Consider the following 20,517-nt stretch of genomic DNA (forward strand, 5'->3'; position numbering starts at 1 on the left):
GGATGACGGGATCGAACCGCCGACCCCCTGCTTGTAAGGCAGGTGCTCTCCCAGCTGAGCTAATCCTCCGAAGTGGTGACCCGTACGGGATTCGAACCCGTGTTACCGCCGTGAAAGGGCGGTGTCTTAACCACTTGACCAACGGGCCAATATGTATGGCAGAGAAGAAGGGATTCGAACCCTCGCACCGCGTTAGCGATCTACTCCCTTAGCAGGGGAGCCCCTTGAGCCACTTGGGTACTTCTCTGTATGGCTCCGCAGGTAGGACTCGAACCTACGACCGATCGGTTAACAGCCGATAGCTCTACCACTGAGCTACTGCGGAATAATGAAGACAATTTGTATCTTATAAAAATTATCACCGTAAGTCAAGAGGTTTTTTCACAGCATCTTGTGCAAACGTGACATGTTTATACTATACTGGATTGCGTTTTCACTGTCAAGATGTTTTCACTACCAGTTTTAGTTGCCCTTTACACTTTCCACATACATATCTTTGTGTATTTATTTGACGCCTTCTTACATATTGAAGTGAGCATCCCGTACATTCATACGTATAAACTTTCGGTTCCTTCTTCTCTTCATTAATCATTCGTTTACAAAAACGGGGTGCCCCCACTTTCTTTAATAACTCACGAAAATCTCTATCTCGGTGCTTATACCCTTTTCCTGTGATATGTAAGTGATAATGACAAAGTTCATGTTTAACAATCCCGACTAAATCTTCTTTGCCATACATTTCGTAATATCGATAATTCAGTTCTATATTATGAGTATTCAATAGATAGCGCCCACCGGTTGTACGTAACCTACTATTAAACATCGCTTTATGTAAAAACGGCATCCCAAAGTATTGTAACGATACCTCTTCCACTAACCTCTGAATTTCTTGCTCATCCATTCTCATTCCCCCTAAACAAAAAAATATTTTTACACTTTTCTCCCTTCCTATACATATATTAAATAGTACATATACCCATCCTCATTCAAGAAGCGTGATTTCTAAAAATAAAGCATTGATAGAAATCCACTCACCAACCTCTCATCAATATTTCTTCAACTAATTAAGAAGAGATGTTTGAGAGCAGGATTAAACAAGGAGGGATTCCTATGCCTACGTGGCTAAAGAAACAAATGCAACGTGCATACTTCGAAAAAAACCGGTATCAAATCAAATTACTAAATGAATGCTGGTTTTATTATAGTAAAATACATCAAAGCTCATAATCAACGAAACTTTCCTATCCATAAAAAGAGAGCAGTTTCATCTGCTCTCTTTACTTACTATTCAATTGGTAACATCGATAATGCAACACGACCTTTTTTCGTATCAATATCATCTACCCATACTTTTACAATTTGCCCTACGGATACAACATCTAATGGATGCTTTACAAACTGTTTGCTGAGTTTAGAAATATGCACTAATCCATCTTGCTTTACACCTATATCAACAAAGGCACCGAAATCAACAACATTACGAACCGTCCCCTCTAACTCCATACCACGCTTTAAATCTTCTAATTTCAAAATTCCTTTTTTCAGAAGTGGTTTTGGCAACTCATCCCTCATATCTCGTTCTGGACTAATTAAAGCATCGATAATATCAACCAAAGTCGGCTCGCCAATCTCCGTCTCTTGAGATAATTTAGAAACATCTACTCCCTCTAAACTCTTCTGCAAGTTCGGTTTACCTACATCATTCTTTGATAACCCTAGACTTTTTAATAGCAATTCAACATTTTTATATTGTTCTGGATGAATCCCTGTGCGATCTAACGGATTCGCCCCTTCTAATATACGTAAAAATCCAATACATTGTTCATATGTTTTCGCACCTAAACGAGGAATTTTCTTTAATTCAGTACGCTTCGTAAATTTCCCATCTTCCTCACGCTTAGCTACAATATTTTTTGCGACCGTTTTTGATAATCCTGAAACATATTGTAACAACGCAACTGAAGCTGTATTTACATTAACGCCAACTTGGTTAACAGCTGTCTCTACCACAAATGTTAACGATTCATTTAATCTTTTTTGTGATACATCATGTTGATATTGTCCTACCCCTACAGATTTAGGGTCAATTTTCACTAGCTCGGCAAGCGGATCTTGTAGACGTCTCCCAATAGAAACGGCACTTCTTTCTTCAACCTGTAAATCCGGGAACTCCTCACGAGCTAAATCAGATGCTGAATATACACTAGCACCCGCTTCATTTACAATAATATAAAATACATCCCGTTTTACATTTTGCAAGACATCTACTATAAATTCTTCCGTTTCCCTGGAAGCTGTACCATTTCCAATTGCTATCATTTCAACTTGATATTTATCTATAATTGAAAGAACTTTCTTTTTTGCATCCTCATATTTACGAACAGGTGGATGCGGATAAATAACATCTATGTTAAGAACTTTCCCTGTATCATCTACTACTGATAATTTACAACCTGTTCTATATGCCGGATCTACCGCTAGCACAACTTTCCCTTTCATTGGAGGCTGTAATAATAAATTACGTAAATTCTCAGAGAAAATATGAATCGCTTGTTCTTCAGCGGTTTCTGTTAATTCTTTACGAATTTCTCTTTCTATTGAAGGTTGAATTAAGCGTTTATATCCATCTTCAATCGCTAATTGTACATAGCGCGCACTTTTAGAAGCTTCATCACGAATCATTTTTTTATGTAAAAACTGATTGATTTCCTCAGTCGGTGTAACAACAGCAACTCTTAATACATCTTCCTTTTCACCACGGTTCATCGCTAACACTCGATGAGGCACTACTTTTTGCAACGGTTCTTCATAGTCATAATACATTTCGTATATATTCTTTTCATCTTTTTCTTTATCTTTTACAGATGAAGACATAATCCCTTTTCGGAAAGTAGTATTCCGAATCCAACTACGATATGATGCATTATCCGAAACAAGTTCCGCAATAATATCTTGCGCACCTTGCAACGCATCTTCTGCAGATTCCACTTCTTTTTCTCCATCAACAAATTCCATAGCCTTCTCTGCTGGATTTTCTTTTTTATATAACAATAACCACTCAGCTAACGGTTCTAATCCCTTTTCTTTAGCGATTGTAGCTTTCGTTCTTCTTTTTTCTTTATAAGGACGATATAAATCTTCTACTTCCTGAAGTTTTGTTGCAGCAACAATATGACGACGCAATTCTTCGGTTAATTTCCCTTTTTCACCAATAAGACGAAGAACCTCTTCTTTCCTATCTTCTAATTGCATCATATATTGCCATCTTTCTAAGATTGCACGAATTTGCACCTCATCTAGAGATCCTGTCCATTCTTTTCGGTAACGAGCGATAAATGGAACTGTGTTACCTTCTTCTGTTAATTGAATAACATGACGAACTTGCTTTTCTGTAAAGCCTAATTCTTTCACTAACATTTTCATTAACGCTTGTCGATTATCTACCATTTCCATATCCAACCGTAACCTCCTCTATAATAAAAAAAAGTTGCCCTGTAAAGAGAGCAACTTAAACTGCCGATTTAAAAATCTATTAGTCCTAAACTAATTTGTAACGCTTCATCTACACGACTCATCATCACTTCATCCAAATGAGTGATTTTGTCCGTTAAGCGTTGCTTATCGATTGTTCGAATCTGCTCAAGTAAAATAACAGAATCTCTCTCAAAACCGTACTTTTTCGCATCAATTTCCACATGAGTGGGTAATTTCGCTTTTTGAATCTGTGCAGTAATAGCCGCTACAATCACAGTCGGACTAAAACGATTTCCGATGTCATTTTGAATGACAAGAACCGGACGAACGCCTCCTTGCTCAGAACCAACAACTGGGGAAAGGTCTGCAAAATACACGTCGCCGCGTTTTACAATCAAAATATTACCCCCCGCTAACTAAGCGTTCTACTGTATGAGCTGCTTCATACTCTGCTAAGAAAGCTTCAGATGCAATACCAAGATTAATTTTTCCCATTTCAATGTACCCACGTCGCATTGATTCATGTTGGTAGCGTTTCTTCGTCTTATGTTGACGCAATAACAGTTGTGTTGCCTGGCAAATTAGTTCATGGCGATTCTTATTCTCTTGTTTTCCAATTCCGTCCAATTCCGTTACCATTTGCTTTGGCAACCGAACCACGATTTCAGTAGTTACACTTGATTCGGACACAAAAATACACCTCCACCGTCAACTACACACCCAAATATATATATGACACCTATTGTAATAATACCATTGTATGGAGCCTGTTGCAAAGACTTCCTTATTCCCTGCTTATGTTTTCCAATTCATAAACAAAACATTCATCTTCTTTTACTTTTTATCTCTTTCAAACAAGAAATAAAGCAATCCTTCAGTAATATTTCATTGTAACTTATATTAATAACAATTATAAAAAGAAGCTCCCCAGCAAACAAAGAGCCTATTCTTCATTAGTGAAACTCCTCCAAATGACGAGATGCTGAGTAATAATACCTTCTTTTATATATTGTTCAAATAATTGATTACTTCTACAACTTTACCATGTCGTATAAATATTCTCGGCACACGGAAACTTATCGTTGCGATAATTTCATAATTAATAGTCCCGGAATATTCAGCAACCTCGGTAGCACTAATATACTCATCACCTTGTCTTCCAATGAGTGTAACTTTCGTACCAAGTGGCACTTCACAAGGAAGATGTATCATGAATTGATCCATTGTTACTCGCCCTACAATCGGTACTCTTTCACCATTTACAAGCACTTTAAATCCTTGCAACCTTCTAAGCCAACCATCCGCATATCCAATCGCAACTGTCGCAATCCATTCTTCAGTTCTCGTTCGGTAAGTGACATTATAACTAATCCCATCCCCTTTAATCACTTGCTTAATATGAGCAACCTTCGTATGAAGCGACAACGCTGGTTCCAATTTAAATGGTAAAAACGGACGTATTTCTACAGACGGCGTTAATCCATACATCGCAATACCAATTCGTACCGCATTAAATGTAATCCCCTGAAACCTTAACGTTGCAGCACTATTGGCTGTATGGACAAATTTAGGGTTCACTCCAAATTCTTTCAACCAACTTAACTGCTGCAAGAATGTATTATATTGCTTATCAAAGTAAGAAGTCTCAACCTCATCGGCTGTTGCAAAATGTGTATATACTCCTTCTAACTCTAAAAATGGCGCGCCTTCTAAACTCTTTAAGAACCCCTTTAATTCTTTACGTTCACGTATTCCGATTCTCCCCATACCACTATCAAAATTAATATGGAATTTCATTATTGATAAACCATCCCAGAGCTTTATCGCGTCTTCCACCCATTCTTTTTGAAAAACAGTTAACGCTACATCATTTTCAGCAGCAACATTTACATCACGGGGAGGGGAGGGACCTAATACTAAAATCGGTGCAGTAATACCAGCCCTCCGAAGCACTAAAGCTTCATCTAAAAAAGCAACTGCTAATCTTGTTGCCCCTGCTTCTAATGCGGTTTTAGCCACTGGTACATAATCGTGCCCATATGCATTCGCTTTAACTACAGCAAAAATTTCTACATCACTTGGAATGAACTCTTTAATATGCGTAACATTGTTATAGATCGCATCTAAATCCACTTCCACCCAAGTGTCACGGTAAAACGGTGCTTCTTCCATAAATACACTTCCTTATACACGATATGCGAAGCTTATTCTTTTATATGCTTCTTTTTATGAAATCCACATTCAAACTAAGAAAAGACGTGGTGCACATATATCACCACGTCTAAGAAGTTTACTTCACCTGCTTCGCTGTAACCGAACGAGCAACCATCAACAACTCATTCGGCTCTAAACCTTTAGACACGAGCATATATTCTACTCCATTATGCGACCACGTTACAGAATCTTTCGTCAATGCACCAATCGTGAAGCCAAGGTCAACTGGCTCTCCACTTACACTTACCGCTGATGAAGCCTCTGCAACTTTTGCCTTTTCTTGTATTAAAGTAAAAGATTTCTTACCTCCAGTATATGTGAGTATCGTACGCTTGCCACTGGCTGTCTTCAACTCTTCTTCCTCTTTCAACGTCATGCCTTGCGGCGTGTCACGTGGATACAAAATAGCAAACGGTTTGTCTTCTTTCGCTGTTGTCTGAACATCTACTTGTGCTCTGGACATATTTTGTTTCGTATCAAATGCACCTTTATCAAACTTTGTATCAAACTTTACTTTAGTGAAATCTACTTTTACAAGGACATTTTGATCATTATCCATCAGTTTCACGGAAACTGGTGTTAAATCACTCTTCTTCAATGTAATCTCTTGTTTCGGTAACATATTTTGATGTTGATAGTTTGTTTTTGTTTTAAAAATATAATACTTATCTGTTTTCTCGAAAGTAAGGTTTTTCTTATCCTGCAAAATATCTCTTACAAGTGATTCATATAGGTAAGCCTGGCTACTATTTTGCGGCCAATCACTTTGAAAACGGAAGCTCTTATTAAGCGCAGGTGTTAATACAAATACCCCTTCATCATTTCTTAAAATAATTTGACTCTGATCCTTTTTCGCATTCTTTAAATTCACACGATAATACGAAGGTTCTTTATGCCAAATTTCTACACTATACTCCTGCGGCTCATTTCCTGTTTTAATAGATAATTTCGCTTCAGCTTGATAACTCTTCATACCTTTAACTTTTGCCTCTAAATCTCTCACAACATCTTCCTGTTTCTTTTCCATACAGCCCGCCAACACAAAAACGGTCAATAAACCGATGAGAACTAAAAACAGACGCCTTTTCATCACTTCAGCCCCTTTGCCCCTATAAATGAATGGAAGATATGCCTTCCTTATCGCTACCTCAAATATATGAGACAAAGATATAAAATATGCAGACTAGCGTGACGAGCTTTCTAAAACAACTTGGCTAACAGCAAATTCTTTACTATGGCTAATTGATAAATGAACAATATGCTCTGTATTTGCAATAAGAATCGGCTTACCTCTATCATCATTCCTTACTTCTATATCTAAAAAACTAACTTCTTTCCCAATTCCAGTCCCTACCGCCTTAGAATACGCTTCTTTTGCTGCAAATCTTCCTGCCACAAATTCTGTAAGACGACTTCCTTTCAGCTCCTTGGCAACATTACGTTCACTTTCAGTTAAAATACGTTCCATAAATTTAAGCTTTCCATCTAGCATTTTTTCAATTCGATTCAATTCAATAATATCGATTCCAATCCCTACAATCATTTCAAAATCCCCTTCTTCTATTTAGCTTTCTGCATTCATATTGTAAGAATAACAGAGAATCTTTCTGATGCAAAAGGAGTGATACTAACAACATGCTAATACCATCTACTCGTATGCTATTACAACCAGTCATCCTCTCTTTACTTCTTATACAATTAGTCATGATTATATTGAGCGACTTTTCCCTCTTACACATGGCAGCCTACAATGAATATATCGCTAAAGGAGAATGGTGGCGTGTCATAACTTCCCTACTTATACACGTAGACTTACAACATTTTCTTTCCAATAGCATTTTTTTATTTGTTCTTGGTTCTTCTATCGAAAAACAACTAGGACATTTTTCTTTCATCATTATTTTTTTCCTTTCTGGCATTATCGGAAATATTTCTTCTTATATTATTATGCCTCTTGACTATATTCACGCCGGAGCATCTGGTGGTATTTTCGGATTACTAGGTGCACAATTATTTTTATTGTATAGTCGATATCGCTCTTCAAACCCAAAAGAAATTGCTATTTTTTCAATCATGATACTTCTATTACTGCTATTTACTTTCTTTAATCCTTCTGCCAATCCTATAAGCCATTTAACAGGATTGATAATTGGTGGTATTTTAACTCCTTTTTTAACAAAAAAATTCGATGGTGCTGAGCTTATTTAATGTAAAAGCTCGCACCATCGATAATTTCCACCTCTGTTTGTTTACTTAACTCTCTCATTAATTGAAATAAAGACTCATCCTTCTTCTTCGCCTCAATCATACAATCAATTTGCGGAACACTCCCCTTTATCTTTTTCAAAAAAGATAAGAAAGTATCTACATCAATAAAATCCGCATGTGCTCTCGGATCTTTTTCATCTCTAGGACTAGAAATATGCATTTTAACTGGTAACAAAGACGATTCCCACGTATGCACAACACGTGCCCAATCTTCATGCCAATCTTCCTGATCATTATTCATCATATGATGATGCAAATCAAACACGACTGGAATATCTAATTTCTCTCCTAAATACAATGTTTCTTCTAAAGAAAAAGTCGTGTCATCATTTTCTAATATAATCATCTCTTGAATACCTCTTGGAACACTTGACCAATTTTCTATAAAACGTTCTAATGCAAGTTCTTTATCGTTATAACCTCCTCCCACATGTAATACACATCTCTGTTTATGTTCAATTCCCATACCCTTTAATAATTTTTTGTGCATCTGCAATGTCTTTACGGATTGCTTAAAAATACTCTCCTCAGGTGAATTTAGTACAACAAAGTGATCCGGATGGAAATCAATTCGCATATTCATACGAATTGCGTATTCACCTAGCACTTTTAAACTTTCTTTTAATGGACGAATATAGTTCCACTCTAATAACTCCTCATGATTTGCTAAAGGAATAAGCTTAGAACTAAGTCGAAAGAAAGATATATCATGTCCCTTATTATGCTTTAATAACCGCAAGCAATTTTCCAAATTCGAATTAGCGATTCTTTCGAGTTTACGAATCGCAGCCTCTCGATCATCAATCCTCTGAAACTGTGCATATGTCATCGTTTGAGATGGAGATGCGTTCTTCAAATGCACACTCATTGCAACATACCCAAGCCTTACAAGCATATAGTACCTCTTTTCTACATAAGTTATTATGTAGTATGTACAATTATAGAAATAAAAAAAGAGAATGCCAACAAAGGGCATTCTCTTTTTTATTAAGCTTGTGGACGGCTATGATGTTTTCTTTCGCCGCGTCCATTTGAAGAAGATCCAGGGCGACCTTGACCTTCACCTCTACGACCACGGTTGCCATCACGGCTACCACCATCACGATTGCGATCACGGTTACGACCATCGCCACTGCGTCCATCACGGTTACGGTCACGGTTACGACCATCGCCACTGCGTCCATCACGACTACGATTACGGTTACCATCACGGTATCCGCCTCCGTTACCACCGCGTTTTTTAGAACCGCCACCTCTTGAAACAACTGGTGGTTCTGATGTTAAAGCGATTGGTGTTGTATCTGGCTCTTTTGTCATCATTTTTAAAGCAGCAGCTACTACTGTTACAGAGTCATTCTCTTCTAACATTTCTTCTGCAATACGCTTGTAGTATGATAAGTTATCATTTTCAATTGTGCTTTGAAGTTTTTCAGCGATTAAACGTTGTTGACCTTCTAATGCCTCGTCAAGTGTCGGTGCTTCCATACGGTCAACCTTACGTTTTGTTGTACGCTCGATATTTTTTAATTGTCCTGATTCACGTGGTGTTACAAATAACATTGCAATACCTTTTTTACCTGCACGGCCAGTACGACCGATACGGTGAACGTATGATTCTGGATCTTGTGGGATATCAAAGTTGTATACGTGTGTTACGCCTGAAATATCAAGACCACGTGCAGCAACGTCCGTTGCAACAAGAACTTCAATAGCACCTTCTTTAAATTTACGTAATACAGACATACGTTTCGCTTGTGTTAAATCACCATGAATACCTTCTGCTGCATAACCACGTAAGTTTAATGCTTCTGATAATTCATCAACACGACGCTTTGTACGACCGAATACGATTGCAAGCTCTGGAGATTGAATATCTAGTAAGCGTGTTAATACGTCAAACTTTTTCTTTTCTTGCACTTCTAAATAGAACTGCTGAATGTTTGGCATTGTTACTTCTTTTGCTTTTACTTTAATGTGTTGAGGCTCAGTCATGAAGCGCTCAGCAATACGACGGATTGGATCTGGCATTGTCGCTGAGAATAATAATGTTTGATGTGTTTCTGGCACATCTGTTAAAATCGCTTCAATATCTTCAATGAAGCCCATGTTTAACATTTCATCCGCTTCATCAAGAACAACAGTCTCAACGTTTTGCAGGCGAAGTGTTTTACGGTTAATATGATCTAAAATACGACCCGGCGTACCAACAATAATGTGTGGGTGTTTTTTTAGAGCACGAATTTGGCGGTTAATATCTTGACCACCGTAAATTGGTAAAATACGAACACGTTTATGTTTACCAATTTTGTATAGCTCTTCTCCAACTTGGATTGCTAATTCACGCGTTGGCGCGATAACAATACCTTGAACTGCCTCTTTACGAGTATCTACTTTATCTAATAGCGGTAATCCAAATGCTGCTGTTTTCCCTGTACCTGTTTGCGCTTGCCCAATAATATCTTTACCTTGCAATGCATGTGGGATTGTTTCAGCTTGAATCGGCGTAGCCTCTTCAAAGCCCATACTTTCAACAGATTGCAATAAAGATTCACTTAATCCTAATTCTCGAAATGTTGTCAATGTTACTTCTCCTTTTCTATCCTATACTTATCATTTAAAAAAAGGCATTTTCCGAATTGGCGGAAAAGCCCTTTTCCTGAATGCTCACGTATATAAACGGGCGTATTTCTACACGAAAATACTTCTAAACGTTATTACACTTTATCAATTATAAGTTTTGTATGTGCAAAAAGCAAACCCAACTGTTACCTTATTTTCATATTCAGAGCTTTTTTCTTCACTTTTATTTTTTAATATTCTCTGTAAGCGCTTATTATAAGTTTCTTCTATTTCCGCGACTATCATTCCTGTTTATATACACCAATTATTTCAACATCGTAATAACTTCTTCTAATTTCATACCACGAGATGCTTTAACTAATACAACGTCTTTATTACCAACTACCGCTTGTAAATCCTTTACAAGCTCTTCTTTATTATCATACGCCTTTACACGTTCACTAGGGAAATTAATTTCCGCTCCTTCAGCAATTTGAGCCCCTAGTCTACCATATGTGAATACATATGAGATTTTTGCTGGGTCAATTAATTTACCTACCTCATAATGAAATTGAACTTCTTGGTCTCCAAGCTCTAACATATCACCAAGCACGACGATCTTTTGAGCAAAATCATCTAAACCGTTCATTAAATGGAATGCCGCTTCCATAGCAGTCGGACTCGCATTATAAGCATCATTGATAATTGTTAATCCACTATCCGTTTTTACAATTTCCATACGCATACCTGTCATTTGAAGTGTTACTAAACCTTGTTTCATTTCTTCCCATGTCACACCAAAATGTTTCGCAATTGCCATTGAAGCAAGTGTATTATACACATTATGTTTCCCTAACACTGGTATATAGAATGAAATATTTTCTTCTCTATTCATTTTAAAATGAGTTCCAGTTGCCTGTAATGTGACAGTCGTTGGATAATAATCGTTTGCTCTCGCATCACCAAATGTAACTGTTTCAGCTGCTAAATTCATTTCTGGAACACGATTCGTTAATAATGGCTCATCTCCATTGTATACGAATACTCCACCTTCTTGTAAGCCTGTAACAATTTCTAACTTCGCTTCTGCAATTGCCTCACGAGAGCCTAAATCCATTAAATGCGCCTCACCAATATTCGTGATAATAGCTGCATTAGGACGAGCTAACTTAGATAGAAATTCAATTTCTCCGCGGCTTGACATACCCATTTCTAATACAGCTACTTCTGTATTTTCTTCTAGGTTTAAAATAGTAAGAGGTAAACCGATATGATTATTGAAATTACCTTCTGTTTTTTGAACTTTAAATTTAGTTGCAAGAAGACTCGTTACAATATCTTTCGTAGACGTTTTACCGTTACTACCTGTTACACCAACAACTTTAACATCCAGTTGATCGCGATAGTTTTTCGCTAACATTTGTAACGCTGATAGCGTATTTTCTACAAAAATAACAGGAAGATTCTCAGGCGGATTTGCTACACCTTTCATCCACAATGTAGCAACAGCTCCACTTTCAACAGCTTTATCCACAAAGGCATGTCCATCGAAACGTTCACCTTGAATCGGAACATATAAGTTTCCCTTTTCAATTTTTCTCGTATCAATAGAAACTCCTTTTATAGTAATTCCCTCATACTGCTTTGCTAATCCAGTACCATTTATCATCTGTTCTACTTGTTTTAACGTTCGGTTTATCATATAGAAACACTCCTTACATAGAGGAAGCACTATTCCTTCGAATAGTGCTTCCTCCTTTTTTGTTAGATTGTATATTTAATTTTTTGTTTTTCTTCGTGACGCTCAATTGCTAAATGAATTAGCTCTTCAATTAATTCTGGATACGGCAATCCAGTATGCTGCCATAATAGAGGGAACATACTAAACGGCGTAAATCCTGGCATTGTGTTCACTTCGTTAATATATACTTCTCCGTCTTTCGTTAAGAAGAAATCAGCTCGTGTTAAGCCAGCACCATCTAATGATTGGAATGCAACAATTGCATCTCGCTTAATTACATCAGACTCTTCTTCTGTCATTTCAGCTGGAATAATTAGTGCTGTATCACCATCGATGTATTTCGACTTATAATCATAGAAGTCCTTTTTCGGTACGATTTCACCTACAACTGAACATTTTGGCTCATCATTACCTAATACACCAACTTCTACTTCACGCCCAACAATATTTTCTTCTACAATAATTTTGCGGTCAAATTGGAATGCCTCTTCGAATGCATTCTCAAGCTCTTCACGATCTTTACACTTATTAATACCAACACTTGAACCAAGGTTTGCTGGTTTTACGAAGCAAGGATATCCTAATACTTCTTCTACTTTTTCATACGCTGTTTCACGATCTTTTTCCCATGCGCTACGAATGAAAGATGCATATTTCGCTTGTTTTAAACCAGCTTCTGCAAAGATATTTTTCATAACGACTTTATCCATCCCAGCAGATGATGCTAATACACCGTTACCTACATATGGAATGTTTAGTAATTCTAATAACCCTTGTACTGTTCCATCTTCACCATTTGGTCCATGTAATAATGGGAAAATAACATCAATTACATCTTCTTGTTTAGAATTTGCAGTTGGAATAATTTCTGTACTTAATGATACAGGAGAAATCGTATTTTCTTCCCCACTCATTTGTAATGCCTCAACATTTGTTACTTCGCCTTCAATACGCTCTCCACGCATCCATTGGCCTTGCTCTGTAATATAAATTGGATGAATCTCGAATTTATCTTGATTTAATGCTTTAATAGCAGCAAGAGCCGTTTGTAACGAAACTTGATGCTCAGCTGATTTTCCACCGTATAATAAACCTAATTTAATTTTTGTCACTGAAATCACCCTAACCAATTGTTTTCATTTTTCTATTTTAGCACTTTTTATAAAAATAGGTAGTTCCTATTTGAAATAAAATGTAACTTCCACAAATAATTAAAAGACACCACTTATTGGTTTTCTACACTTTTCCTCTTTAATTTTCTACACACCTAAACAAAATTAAACTTTACAGTAAGATTGCTATCTAATCTGGTTATGTACCTAAAATATGTAGAAATCCACTTTTTGTGTATGTCATCTATATTACCCTACCATTTGTGGAGAATGAAAAAACACTGATTAAAGTTTCATTTCATTAAGAAGACTGTTTTGTAAACGTATCTTTTTGCCTCTGCTCAACAAGACGATCTAAAGAAACATATACAAAGCCTGCAACTACACACCCTACACTTAAAATTGTAAATAAGTAGTGACCAAGCAAACGATCCAATAGAAAGCCACCAAGAAGTGGACCGAATGCACTTCCTGTAATCCACTGCAAACTCGCCGCCCCCATATAGGTTCCTCTCAAATGCTCAGGGGCCAAATTCGCTACAAACGTCATCTGTACAGGCGACATAATCATCTCGCCTAACGTATATATGGCATAAACAAACATTAACGTCATTAAAATAATTGTAGCATTTGTATCAAATTCTCCAAACCACTTCGGTAACCACCCTATAAAAAACAAACCAATTCCGAACAAACACGCACCGTATAACATCGTCTTTCCGACAGGTTTATCTGTCGCCCATTTTGAAATTTGAAATTGAAATAAAACAACTAATAGACCATTTAATGCCATTAAATATGGGTATGGATTGTTGACTCCAAAAATATCCTTCATTTCGTTATCAAAGTGCAGCGGCAACATGCCTTCTGTTTGAGAGAACCCCATAGAAATAATGATCCCCGCTAACAAATAAATCATTAACGCCTTATCTCTCATTAAAATTTTCCAAACTGCTCCGGATTCCTTCTCCTTATTTTTTTCCGTCATATCCGTAATTTTTGGCATTGTTTCTTTAATAAGTACTAACACTAGTAGCGCATAAAACAACATAGCGGATGAAGCAATAATAAACACAAGGTTCTTCGATAAAACAACTACTGATGCTCCCATTATCGGTCCAATTGCAGCACCAATATTGTGTCCCATTCGCAATAAACCATATGCTTCTGTTCTTTTTTCTGGCGCCGTCACATCTGCAACCATCGCTGATGCCGCTGGATGAAATAGCGAATTACTTAACCCTAAAAAAATTGATAGAATGGCATATGGAATAAACCCTTCTATAAATAAAAAACCGAGCATTAGTAATGCATTACTCGCCATCGAAAATATCATAATTGGCTTTCTTCCATATATATCGGCAATTCTTCCGCCTATAAGCGAACCAAAACTTGCAGCTATTGGAGAAAGCGCCATAATAATTCCAACTTGTAATAAAGAATCTACCTTATCTTTTAAATATAGTGCAAAAAAAGGCATTAACATCATCATTGCAATTCCGTTCAATGTCTCACCGATAAATCGAATCCATACGTTACGATCCATCTCCCTTAGCTCACGCCACGTACTTTTCATATTCCCACCCCTTTGGTTAACCAACAATTATCTTATAATACATTCAGAAAAATGTAAATTTTCAAATAAAAAAATCCATTCTAACAGAATTAGAATGGATTTTTCCACTTATAAATTTGCTACATCTTCTTCTTTTTTACTATTATTTAAAACACTACGCTTTCTACTATAGGCGAAATAAACTACTACACCGATAACCATCCAAACACCAAAACTAATCCAAGCTGTTGCTGATAATTGAAGCATCAAATATAAGCAAAAGATAACTGTTAATGCTGGTAAAAATGGTACGAGCGGCGCCTTAAACGCCCTTGGTAAATCAGGATGAGTTCTTCTCATTACAATAACTGCAACGGCTACAAGTGCAAATGCTGACAAAGTTCCCATATTTACAAGATGTGCTAAAACATTTAAATCTATTAATCCTGAAATAAGTGCTGCAATAATACCTGTTGTCCATGTATTTAAAAATGGTGTTTTAAATTTCGGATGAACTTTAGCAAGACGCTTCGGTAACAATCCATCTCTGCTCATTGCATATGAAACACGAACTTGCCCATACATCATAACTAGCATTACAGTTGTAATTCCTGTAATTGCCCCTACTGATATCACTCCCGCCAAACTATCTTGTCCAATAAATTGAAGTGCGAAAGCAACTGGATCTGATATATTCAACTGACCGTATGGAACAATCCCTGTCAAAATAAGTGAAACAACAATGTAAAGAACCGTACAAACTAGTAACGATGCAATAATTCCAATCGGCAAATCGCGTTGTGGGCGCTTCACTTCTTCTGCGGCTGTTGATACAGCATCAAATCCAATGAATGCGAAGAAAACTGTAGCTGCTCCAGCCATTACACCATCTAACCCAAATGGCATAAAAGGTGTCCAATTTTCAGGTTTTACATAATTAAATCCAGCGAAGATAAAAATGAGAACAACTGCTAGTTTAATAAATACCATTATATTATTTACACGTGCACTTTCACGAACACCTCTAGATAAAAGAACCGTCATAACTAAAATAATTAGAACTGCAGGTAAATCAATTATTCCACCCTTTCCAGTACCAGGGGCCGAGGAGAGAATGGTCGGAATATGAATCCCAAATCCCTTTAATAACGATTGAAAATACGCTGACCATCCATTGGCTACAGCAGATGTGGCTAATAAATACTCGAGCATTAAATCCCATCCAATTAAGAATGCAAATACTTCTCCCATCGTCGCATACGTGTACGTGTAAACACTCCCTGAGACAGGAACTGAAGAAGCAAATTCAGCGTAACAAAATGCAGCAAATGCACAAGCTAATGCAGCTATAGCAAATGATAATATAATAGCTGGTCCAGAATGTTTCGCTGCTACAACGCCAGTAAGAACAAAAATACCAGTTCCAACAATTGCTCCGATTCCAAGCATTGTTAAATCAAGTGCCCCTAACGTTCTCGATAATGTCTTTTGTTTACTTTCTTGCAGTAACGTTGAAATCGGCTTCTTTTGAAAAATTTGTTTCATACTGTGCTCCTCCACACCTTTAGTTTTCTGAAAATTTAATTTACTTTCCTCATTTTACCCACAGCATGTTTTTTAGTCAATACTTTTGTCGAAATAAACAGAAAACTATCGAGATACATACTATACTCTTATCATCCTTTCGATAAAAAGATTCAGACAATCATATCTATATATATTTTCATAACTGTTTTTGGTATTATTATACATGTCGATTCCATCAAAGAGGCATGCTCACTAAGGGAGCATGCCTCTTTTTACTTATTTCACAGTATATGAACCCTCTTCAATCCAGCTATACATATATTTTTCATCTTCCGTCTCATGTGCTTGTTTTACAATACGAAGCGGACGGAATGTATCTATCATAACAGCCAGTTCAAGTGTCTCTTTCTTCCCTATACTTGCTTCTGTTTTCCCTGGATGTGGCCCATGCGGAATCCCGCTTGGATGAAGCGTAATAGAACCTTCTTCCACTCCTTTTCGGCTCATAAAGTTTCCTTCTACATAGTACAGTACTTCATCACTATTCACATTACTATGATAATATGGTGCCGGAATAGATTCTGGATGATAATCGTATAAACGCGGTACGAAAGAGCAAATGACGAAATTATGCCCTTCGAATGTTTGATGTACTGGTGGTGGCTGATGAATACGACCTGTAATTGGTTCAAAATCCTCCACATTAAAGACCCACGGATATAAATAACCATCCCATCCAACAACATCTAACGGATGGTGCCCTAACACATGCTTGTGCATATAACCTCTCGATTTTGTCATTACGACAAACTCACCTTTGTCATCATATGTCTCCAATTTTTCCGGACCACGAATATCCCTTTCACAAAACGGACTATGTTCTAACAATTGCCCATATTCATTGCGATAGCGACTCGGTGTTGTAATTTGGCTATTTGCCTCTACAACAAGAAACTTAGTCTCTCCCTCATCTGGAATAACACGATAAATCGTTCCAATTGGAATTGTTACATAATCACCTTTTCTATAGTGAATCGTTCCAAACATCGTTTCAACTTTTCCTGTTCCATAATGAACAAATAACATTTCATCGCCATCACCATTACGGTAAAAATAATCCATTTTTTCTGTTGGACTCACTACTCCAATTAATAAATCCTCATTCCCAAGCATAAAGTTTCTTCCGCTTATTGCATCACCAGTTTTTTTATTTTCTTTCGTGCGGAAATGGCGATGAGAAAGAGCAACATCCTCTTCATACTGCAACTGGCAAGAATGCGATAATGCCGCATGCGCTACTTCCGTTGGCATATAATGATGATACAAAATAGACTGCGTACCAGAAAAACCTTTTGTTCCCATTACCTGTTCACGATAAAGCGATCCATCCTTTTTACGGAATTGTACATGTCGTTTATGAGGTAGCTCCCCCATGTGACGATAATACATGCCCATCACCTGCTTCCATTTCTTTTTTGACCGTATTACGTAATGTACCTAAACCAGTAATCGTAAGTTCTACAACATCCCCATCTTGCAGCCACTCTTCTGTACCGAGTTCTAAAATACACCCTGTTCCTACTGTCCCAGAACCAATCACATCTCCTGGATATAACGTAACGTCTTCCGAAGCACGTTCAATCATTTCAGCGAATGTATAATAAATATCTTGGAAATTTCCTTTTGATAACAGTTGCCCATTTACATGAGCAGTCATCTCTAAATCATAACGATCACCATTACGATAAACGTCTAATTCCTCTTTCGTAACGAGATACGCTCCTAATGAAGTTGCAAAATCTTTTCCTTTTGCTGGGCCGAGTCCTACTTTCATTTCTGTTGCTTGTAAGTCCCTTGCACTCCAGTCGTTCATAATGCAGTAACCCAAAATATATTCCTCTGCTTGCTCACGAGAAATGTTTCGTCCTTCTTTCCCAATTACGCAAGCAATCTCTAACTCATAATCAAGCTTTTTAGACTTCTTCGGACCAATAACAAAATCATCTGGTCCAATAACAGCACGATGATTCGTAAAATAAAAAACCGGGATATCATACCATTCAGGTACAACATCTAGTCCTCTACGTCCTCGGGCTGTTTTTACATGCTGTTCAAATGCATAAAAATCTCGAATGCTACTCGGATTAGGAATAGCCGCAGCGAGTTGTACTTCCTCTAAGGAATATATACCCTTTTCCGGATTCTTAATATTACGTACTACTTCTACATACTCATCCGCTTTCTCTAAAAAGGCGAACATCGAAGAAGGTAATTTTCCATCACTAGCAAGATTCATATCGATTACTTTGTCACCTTCAAGCCATCCAGCTCGCATTTCCTTCGAAGGTAGACGAAATGTAACAAGTTTCATCATGATTCCTCCCTATGAAAATGAAATTTCCACCAGCAAAGGACCTCTTGCTGGTGGATACAAATTCTATAAGTTTCCGCGACGCTCTTGTTCTCTTTCAATTGATTCAAATAATGCTTTAAAGTTTCCTTCACCAAATCCACGAGAACCTTTACGTTGGATGATTTCAATAAATAAGGTTGGACGGTCTACAATTGGCTTCGTAAAGATTTGTAATAAATAACCTTCTTCGTCACGGTCTACTAGAATCTTCAATTCTTTTAATTTATCAATTTCTTCATCAATTTTCCCCACTCGCGCAGTTAACTCATCGTAATACGTATCCGGCGTATCTAAAAACTCAACACCATTCGCACGAAGTACTTCAATTGTTTTTACAATGTCACTTGTTAATAAAGCGAGATGCTGTACACCCGCTCCATTATAGAATTCAAGATATTCTTGAATTTGTGATTTTCTCTTTCCATCTGCTGGTTCGTTAATAGGGAACTTAATACGACTTCCATTCGTCATAACTTTTGACATTAACGCCGAATACTCTGTACTAATATCATCATCGTCGAAATGGATCATTTGTTTAAAGCCCATAACATTCTCGTAATAACTAACCCACTCTTCCATTTTCTCAACGTTACCAACTACATGGTCTACAGCAATTAAACCAGACTCTTCAAATGGAATATTAAACTCAACCTTTTGGAATCCTGGCATAAATGTTCCTTTATAATTTTTACGCTCTACAAGCGTGTGAATTGTATCACCATACGTACCAATAACCGCTTTTTTCAATGTCCCGTCCTCATCTGTTAACTCCTCAGGTGGAGCGATCGCAACAGCGCCACGCTTCACCGCTTCAGAGTAGGCTTTATCAACGTCATCAACAAGTAAAGCCACATCCTTCACCCCATCACCATGAGTCTTTACAAACTCTGCAATACGGCTATCGCTACTTAAAGCTCCAGACACAACAAAACGCATATTTTTTTGCACAAGAACATAAGATACCTTTTCACGGTTTCCTGTTTCTAATCCAGAATAAGCTACAATTTTGAATCCAAATGCTCTCGCAAGATAATAACTTGATTGCTTTGCATTCCCTACGTAAAATTCCAAATGATCTACATCGCGTACCGGAAAAAAGTCCTCCATTTGTGCAGCTAGCGTATCCATAGATTTTTGTTTCATAAATTCCTCATCCCCCTGTAAATAGATTAAATGGTCCATAATTAAACCTAACCGAAAACGCTTCCAACATTCGTTAATAGAAATTAGTTAGCAAGCTAACAAATTCTGACCTTTAAAATTTCTATTTTTTCTGTCAAATTCCTCTTTTTTTCTTACATATAAAATTCGACTTTTTTCTCTTTAAAGTAAAGGGGAACTATTAATACTTAGAGGGATATATAGAAGAAAACAAAAAAGACCCCAACATATTAACTACTTACTAATATGCTAGAGTCTTTATTTGTTTTGAATGATTGTATTTATATGTCTCATACTAATACATTTGTAAGGAATATAATAAACGCTGTCAACACTGCTGCTCCACCTGCTGATACTAAAATATCCATTTTTGTTACTTGTAATACTTGTTCCTTGTTCATATTCCTCATTCTCCCTTCTTTTGTTTTTGTTACAAAATTTTTATTATACTAATACGCTTGAAAGAAATACGATTAATGCTGTTAATACTACT

Annotated in this window: 19 protein-coding genes and 4 tRNA genes (1 of these 23 running past the window's edge); 2 read left to right on the forward strand and 21 right to left on the reverse strand. The window is 37.0% G+C overall.

What is annotated here, in order from left to right:
* The 5 genes from CDB3_RS00800 to CDB3_RS00820 form a co-directional block, all read right to left on the reverse strand.
* A tRNA-Val gene (locus CDB3_RS00800) sits at positions 1-69 on the reverse strand (it extends 7 nt beyond the left edge of the window).
* Positions 70-73: 4 nt separating this feature from the next.
* A tRNA-Glu gene (locus CDB3_RS00805) sits at positions 74-148 on the reverse strand.
* 8 nt (positions 149-156) lie between these two features.
* Positions 157-247 (reverse strand) — tRNA-Ser (locus tag CDB3_RS00810).
* Positions 248-250: 3 nt separating this feature from the next.
* Positions 251-325: transfer RNA gene (locus tag CDB3_RS00815), tRNA-Asn, on the reverse strand.
* A gap of 114 nt (positions 326-439) precedes the next feature.
* Positions 440-901, reverse strand: coding sequence for a SprT family protein (locus tag CDB3_RS00820; RefSeq protein ID WP_128853224.1), 462 nt, complete (start codon positions 899-901; stop codon positions 440-442).
* 209 nt (positions 902-1,110) lie between these two features.
* Between CDB3_RS00820 and cmpA the strand changes: the two genes are divergently transcribed.
* Positions 1,111-1,227, forward strand: a complete 117-nt coding sequence (gene cmpA, locus CDB3_RS00825; RefSeq protein ID WP_001143642.1) for a cortex morphogenetic protein CmpA — start codon at positions 1,111-1,113, stop codon at positions 1,225-1,227.
* Between the two features lie 57 nt (positions 1,228-1,284).
* On the opposite strand, the gene CDB3_RS00830 is transcribed toward cmpA, so the two are convergent.
* From CDB3_RS00830 to acpS, 6 genes are all read right to left on the reverse strand, one after another.
* Entirely contained in the window at positions 1,285-3,453 is a 2,169-nt protein-coding gene (locus CDB3_RS00830) for a Tex family protein (RefSeq protein WP_128853225.1), read from the reverse strand.
* Between the two features lie 68 nt (positions 3,454-3,521).
* Positions 3,522-3,872, reverse strand: coding sequence for a type II toxin-antitoxin system endoribonuclease NdoA (gene ndoA, locus CDB3_RS00835; protein ID WP_000635965.1), 351 nt, complete (start codon positions 3,870-3,872; stop codon positions 3,522-3,524).
* A gap of 4 nt (positions 3,873-3,876) precedes the next feature.
* A complete protein-coding gene (locus tag CDB3_RS00840) occupies positions 3,877-4,164 on the reverse strand; it encodes an antitoxin EndoAI (protein ID WP_000004570.1) in 288 nt (95 codons plus the stop codon).
* A 312-nt stretch (positions 4,165-4,476) separates the two neighbouring features.
* Positions 4,477-5,646 (reverse strand): alanine racemase, encoded by a 1,170-nt coding sequence (alr, locus tag CDB3_RS00845; protein WP_128853226.1) that lies wholly within the window; start codon positions 5,644-5,646, stop codon positions 4,477-4,479.
* 118 nt (positions 5,647-5,764) lie between these two features.
* A complete protein-coding gene (locus CDB3_RS00850; protein ID WP_002100392.1) occupies positions 5,765-6,715 on the reverse strand; it encodes a LolA family protein in 951 nt (316 codons plus the stop codon).
* A gap of 156 nt (positions 6,716-6,871) precedes the next feature.
* Positions 6,872-7,231, reverse strand: a complete 360-nt coding sequence (gene acpS, locus CDB3_RS00855; protein WP_000635042.1) for a holo-ACP synthase — start codon at positions 7,229-7,231, stop codon at positions 6,872-6,874.
* A gap of 92 nt (positions 7,232-7,323) precedes the next feature.
* On the opposite strand from acpS, the gene CDB3_RS00860 reads away from it, so the two are divergent.
* The gene (locus CDB3_RS00860; RefSeq protein ID WP_128853227.1) at positions 7,324-7,896 is read left to right on the forward strand and encodes a rhomboid family intramembrane serine protease; all 573 of its coding nucleotides are present in this window, start codon (positions 7,324-7,326) and stop codon (positions 7,894-7,896) included.
* On the opposite strand, the gene uvsE is transcribed toward CDB3_RS00860, so the two are convergent.
* The 10 genes from uvsE to CDB3_RS00910 form a co-directional block, all read right to left on the reverse strand.
* Positions 7,889-8,851, reverse strand: coding sequence for a UV DNA damage repair endonuclease UvsE (gene uvsE, locus CDB3_RS00865; RefSeq protein ID WP_128853228.1), 963 nt, complete (start codon positions 8,849-8,851; stop codon positions 7,889-7,891). The two genes, CDB3_RS00860 and uvsE, sit on opposite strands and share 8 nt — an antisense overlap.
* Before the next feature lie 92 nt (positions 8,852-8,943).
* Complete coding sequence (gene cshA / locus CDB3_RS00870; RefSeq protein ID WP_000206606.1) at positions 8,944-10,536, reverse strand: degradosome RNA helicase CshA; 1,593 nt, start codon at positions 10,534-10,536, stop codon at positions 8,944-8,946.
* Between the two features lie 304 nt (positions 10,537-10,840).
* Complete coding sequence (murF, locus tag CDB3_RS00875; RefSeq protein WP_128853229.1) at positions 10,841-12,217, reverse strand: UDP-N-acetylmuramoyl-tripeptide--D-alanyl-D-alanine ligase; 1,377 nt, start codon at positions 12,215-12,217, stop codon at positions 10,841-10,843.
* Between the two features lie 62 nt (positions 12,218-12,279).
* Positions 12,280-13,368 carry a D-alanine--D-alanine ligase gene (locus CDB3_RS00880; RefSeq protein WP_097831061.1) on the reverse strand — a complete coding sequence of 363 codons (1,089 nt, stop codon included), beginning with the start codon at positions 13,366-13,368 and terminating at the stop codon, positions 12,280-12,282.
* A 301-nt stretch (positions 13,369-13,669) separates the two neighbouring features.
* Positions 13,670-14,944 carry an MDR family MFS transporter gene (locus CDB3_RS00885; RefSeq protein WP_128853230.1) on the reverse strand — a complete coding sequence of 425 codons (1,275 nt, stop codon included), beginning with the start codon at positions 14,942-14,944 and terminating at the stop codon, positions 13,670-13,672.
* A gap of 108 nt (positions 14,945-15,052) precedes the next feature.
* On the reverse strand, positions 15,053-16,468 hold the full coding sequence (gene bcaP, locus CDB3_RS00890) for a branched-chain amino acid transporter BcaP (protein ID WP_000809377.1): 1,416 nt from the start codon (positions 16,466-16,468) through the stop codon (positions 15,053-15,055).
* A gap of 258 nt (positions 16,469-16,726) precedes the next feature.
* Positions 16,727-17,899: a homogentisate 1,2-dioxygenase gene (locus CDB3_RS00895; RefSeq protein ID WP_128853231.1), complete on the reverse strand. Its 1,173-nt coding sequence runs from the start codon at positions 17,897-17,899 to the stop codon at positions 16,727-16,729.
* Entirely contained in the window at positions 17,865-18,821 is a 957-nt protein-coding gene (locus CDB3_RS00900; protein ID WP_128853232.1) for a fumarylacetoacetate hydrolase family protein, read from the reverse strand. Before CDB3_RS00900 ends, CDB3_RS00895 begins: the two co-directional genes overlap by 35 nt.
* A 66-nt stretch (positions 18,822-18,887) precedes the next feature.
* Complete coding sequence (gene hppD / locus CDB3_RS00905; RefSeq protein WP_097831066.1) at positions 18,888-20,006, reverse strand: 4-hydroxyphenylpyruvate dioxygenase; 1,119 nt, start codon at positions 20,004-20,006, stop codon at positions 18,888-18,890.
* Positions 20,007-20,314: 308 nt separating this feature from the next.
* On the reverse strand, positions 20,315-20,425 hold the full coding sequence (locus CDB3_RS00910; RefSeq protein WP_002113412.1) for a DUF3948 family protein: 111 nt from the start codon (positions 20,423-20,425) through the stop codon (positions 20,315-20,317).
* Positions 20,426-20,517 lie beyond the last annotated feature (92 nt).

Source organism: Bacillus sp. CDB3, from assembly GCF_002081505.1.
In the GTDB taxonomy this organism is placed as follows: domain Bacteria; phylum Bacillota; class Bacilli; order Bacillales; family Bacillaceae_G; genus Bacillus_A; species Bacillus_A cereus_AT.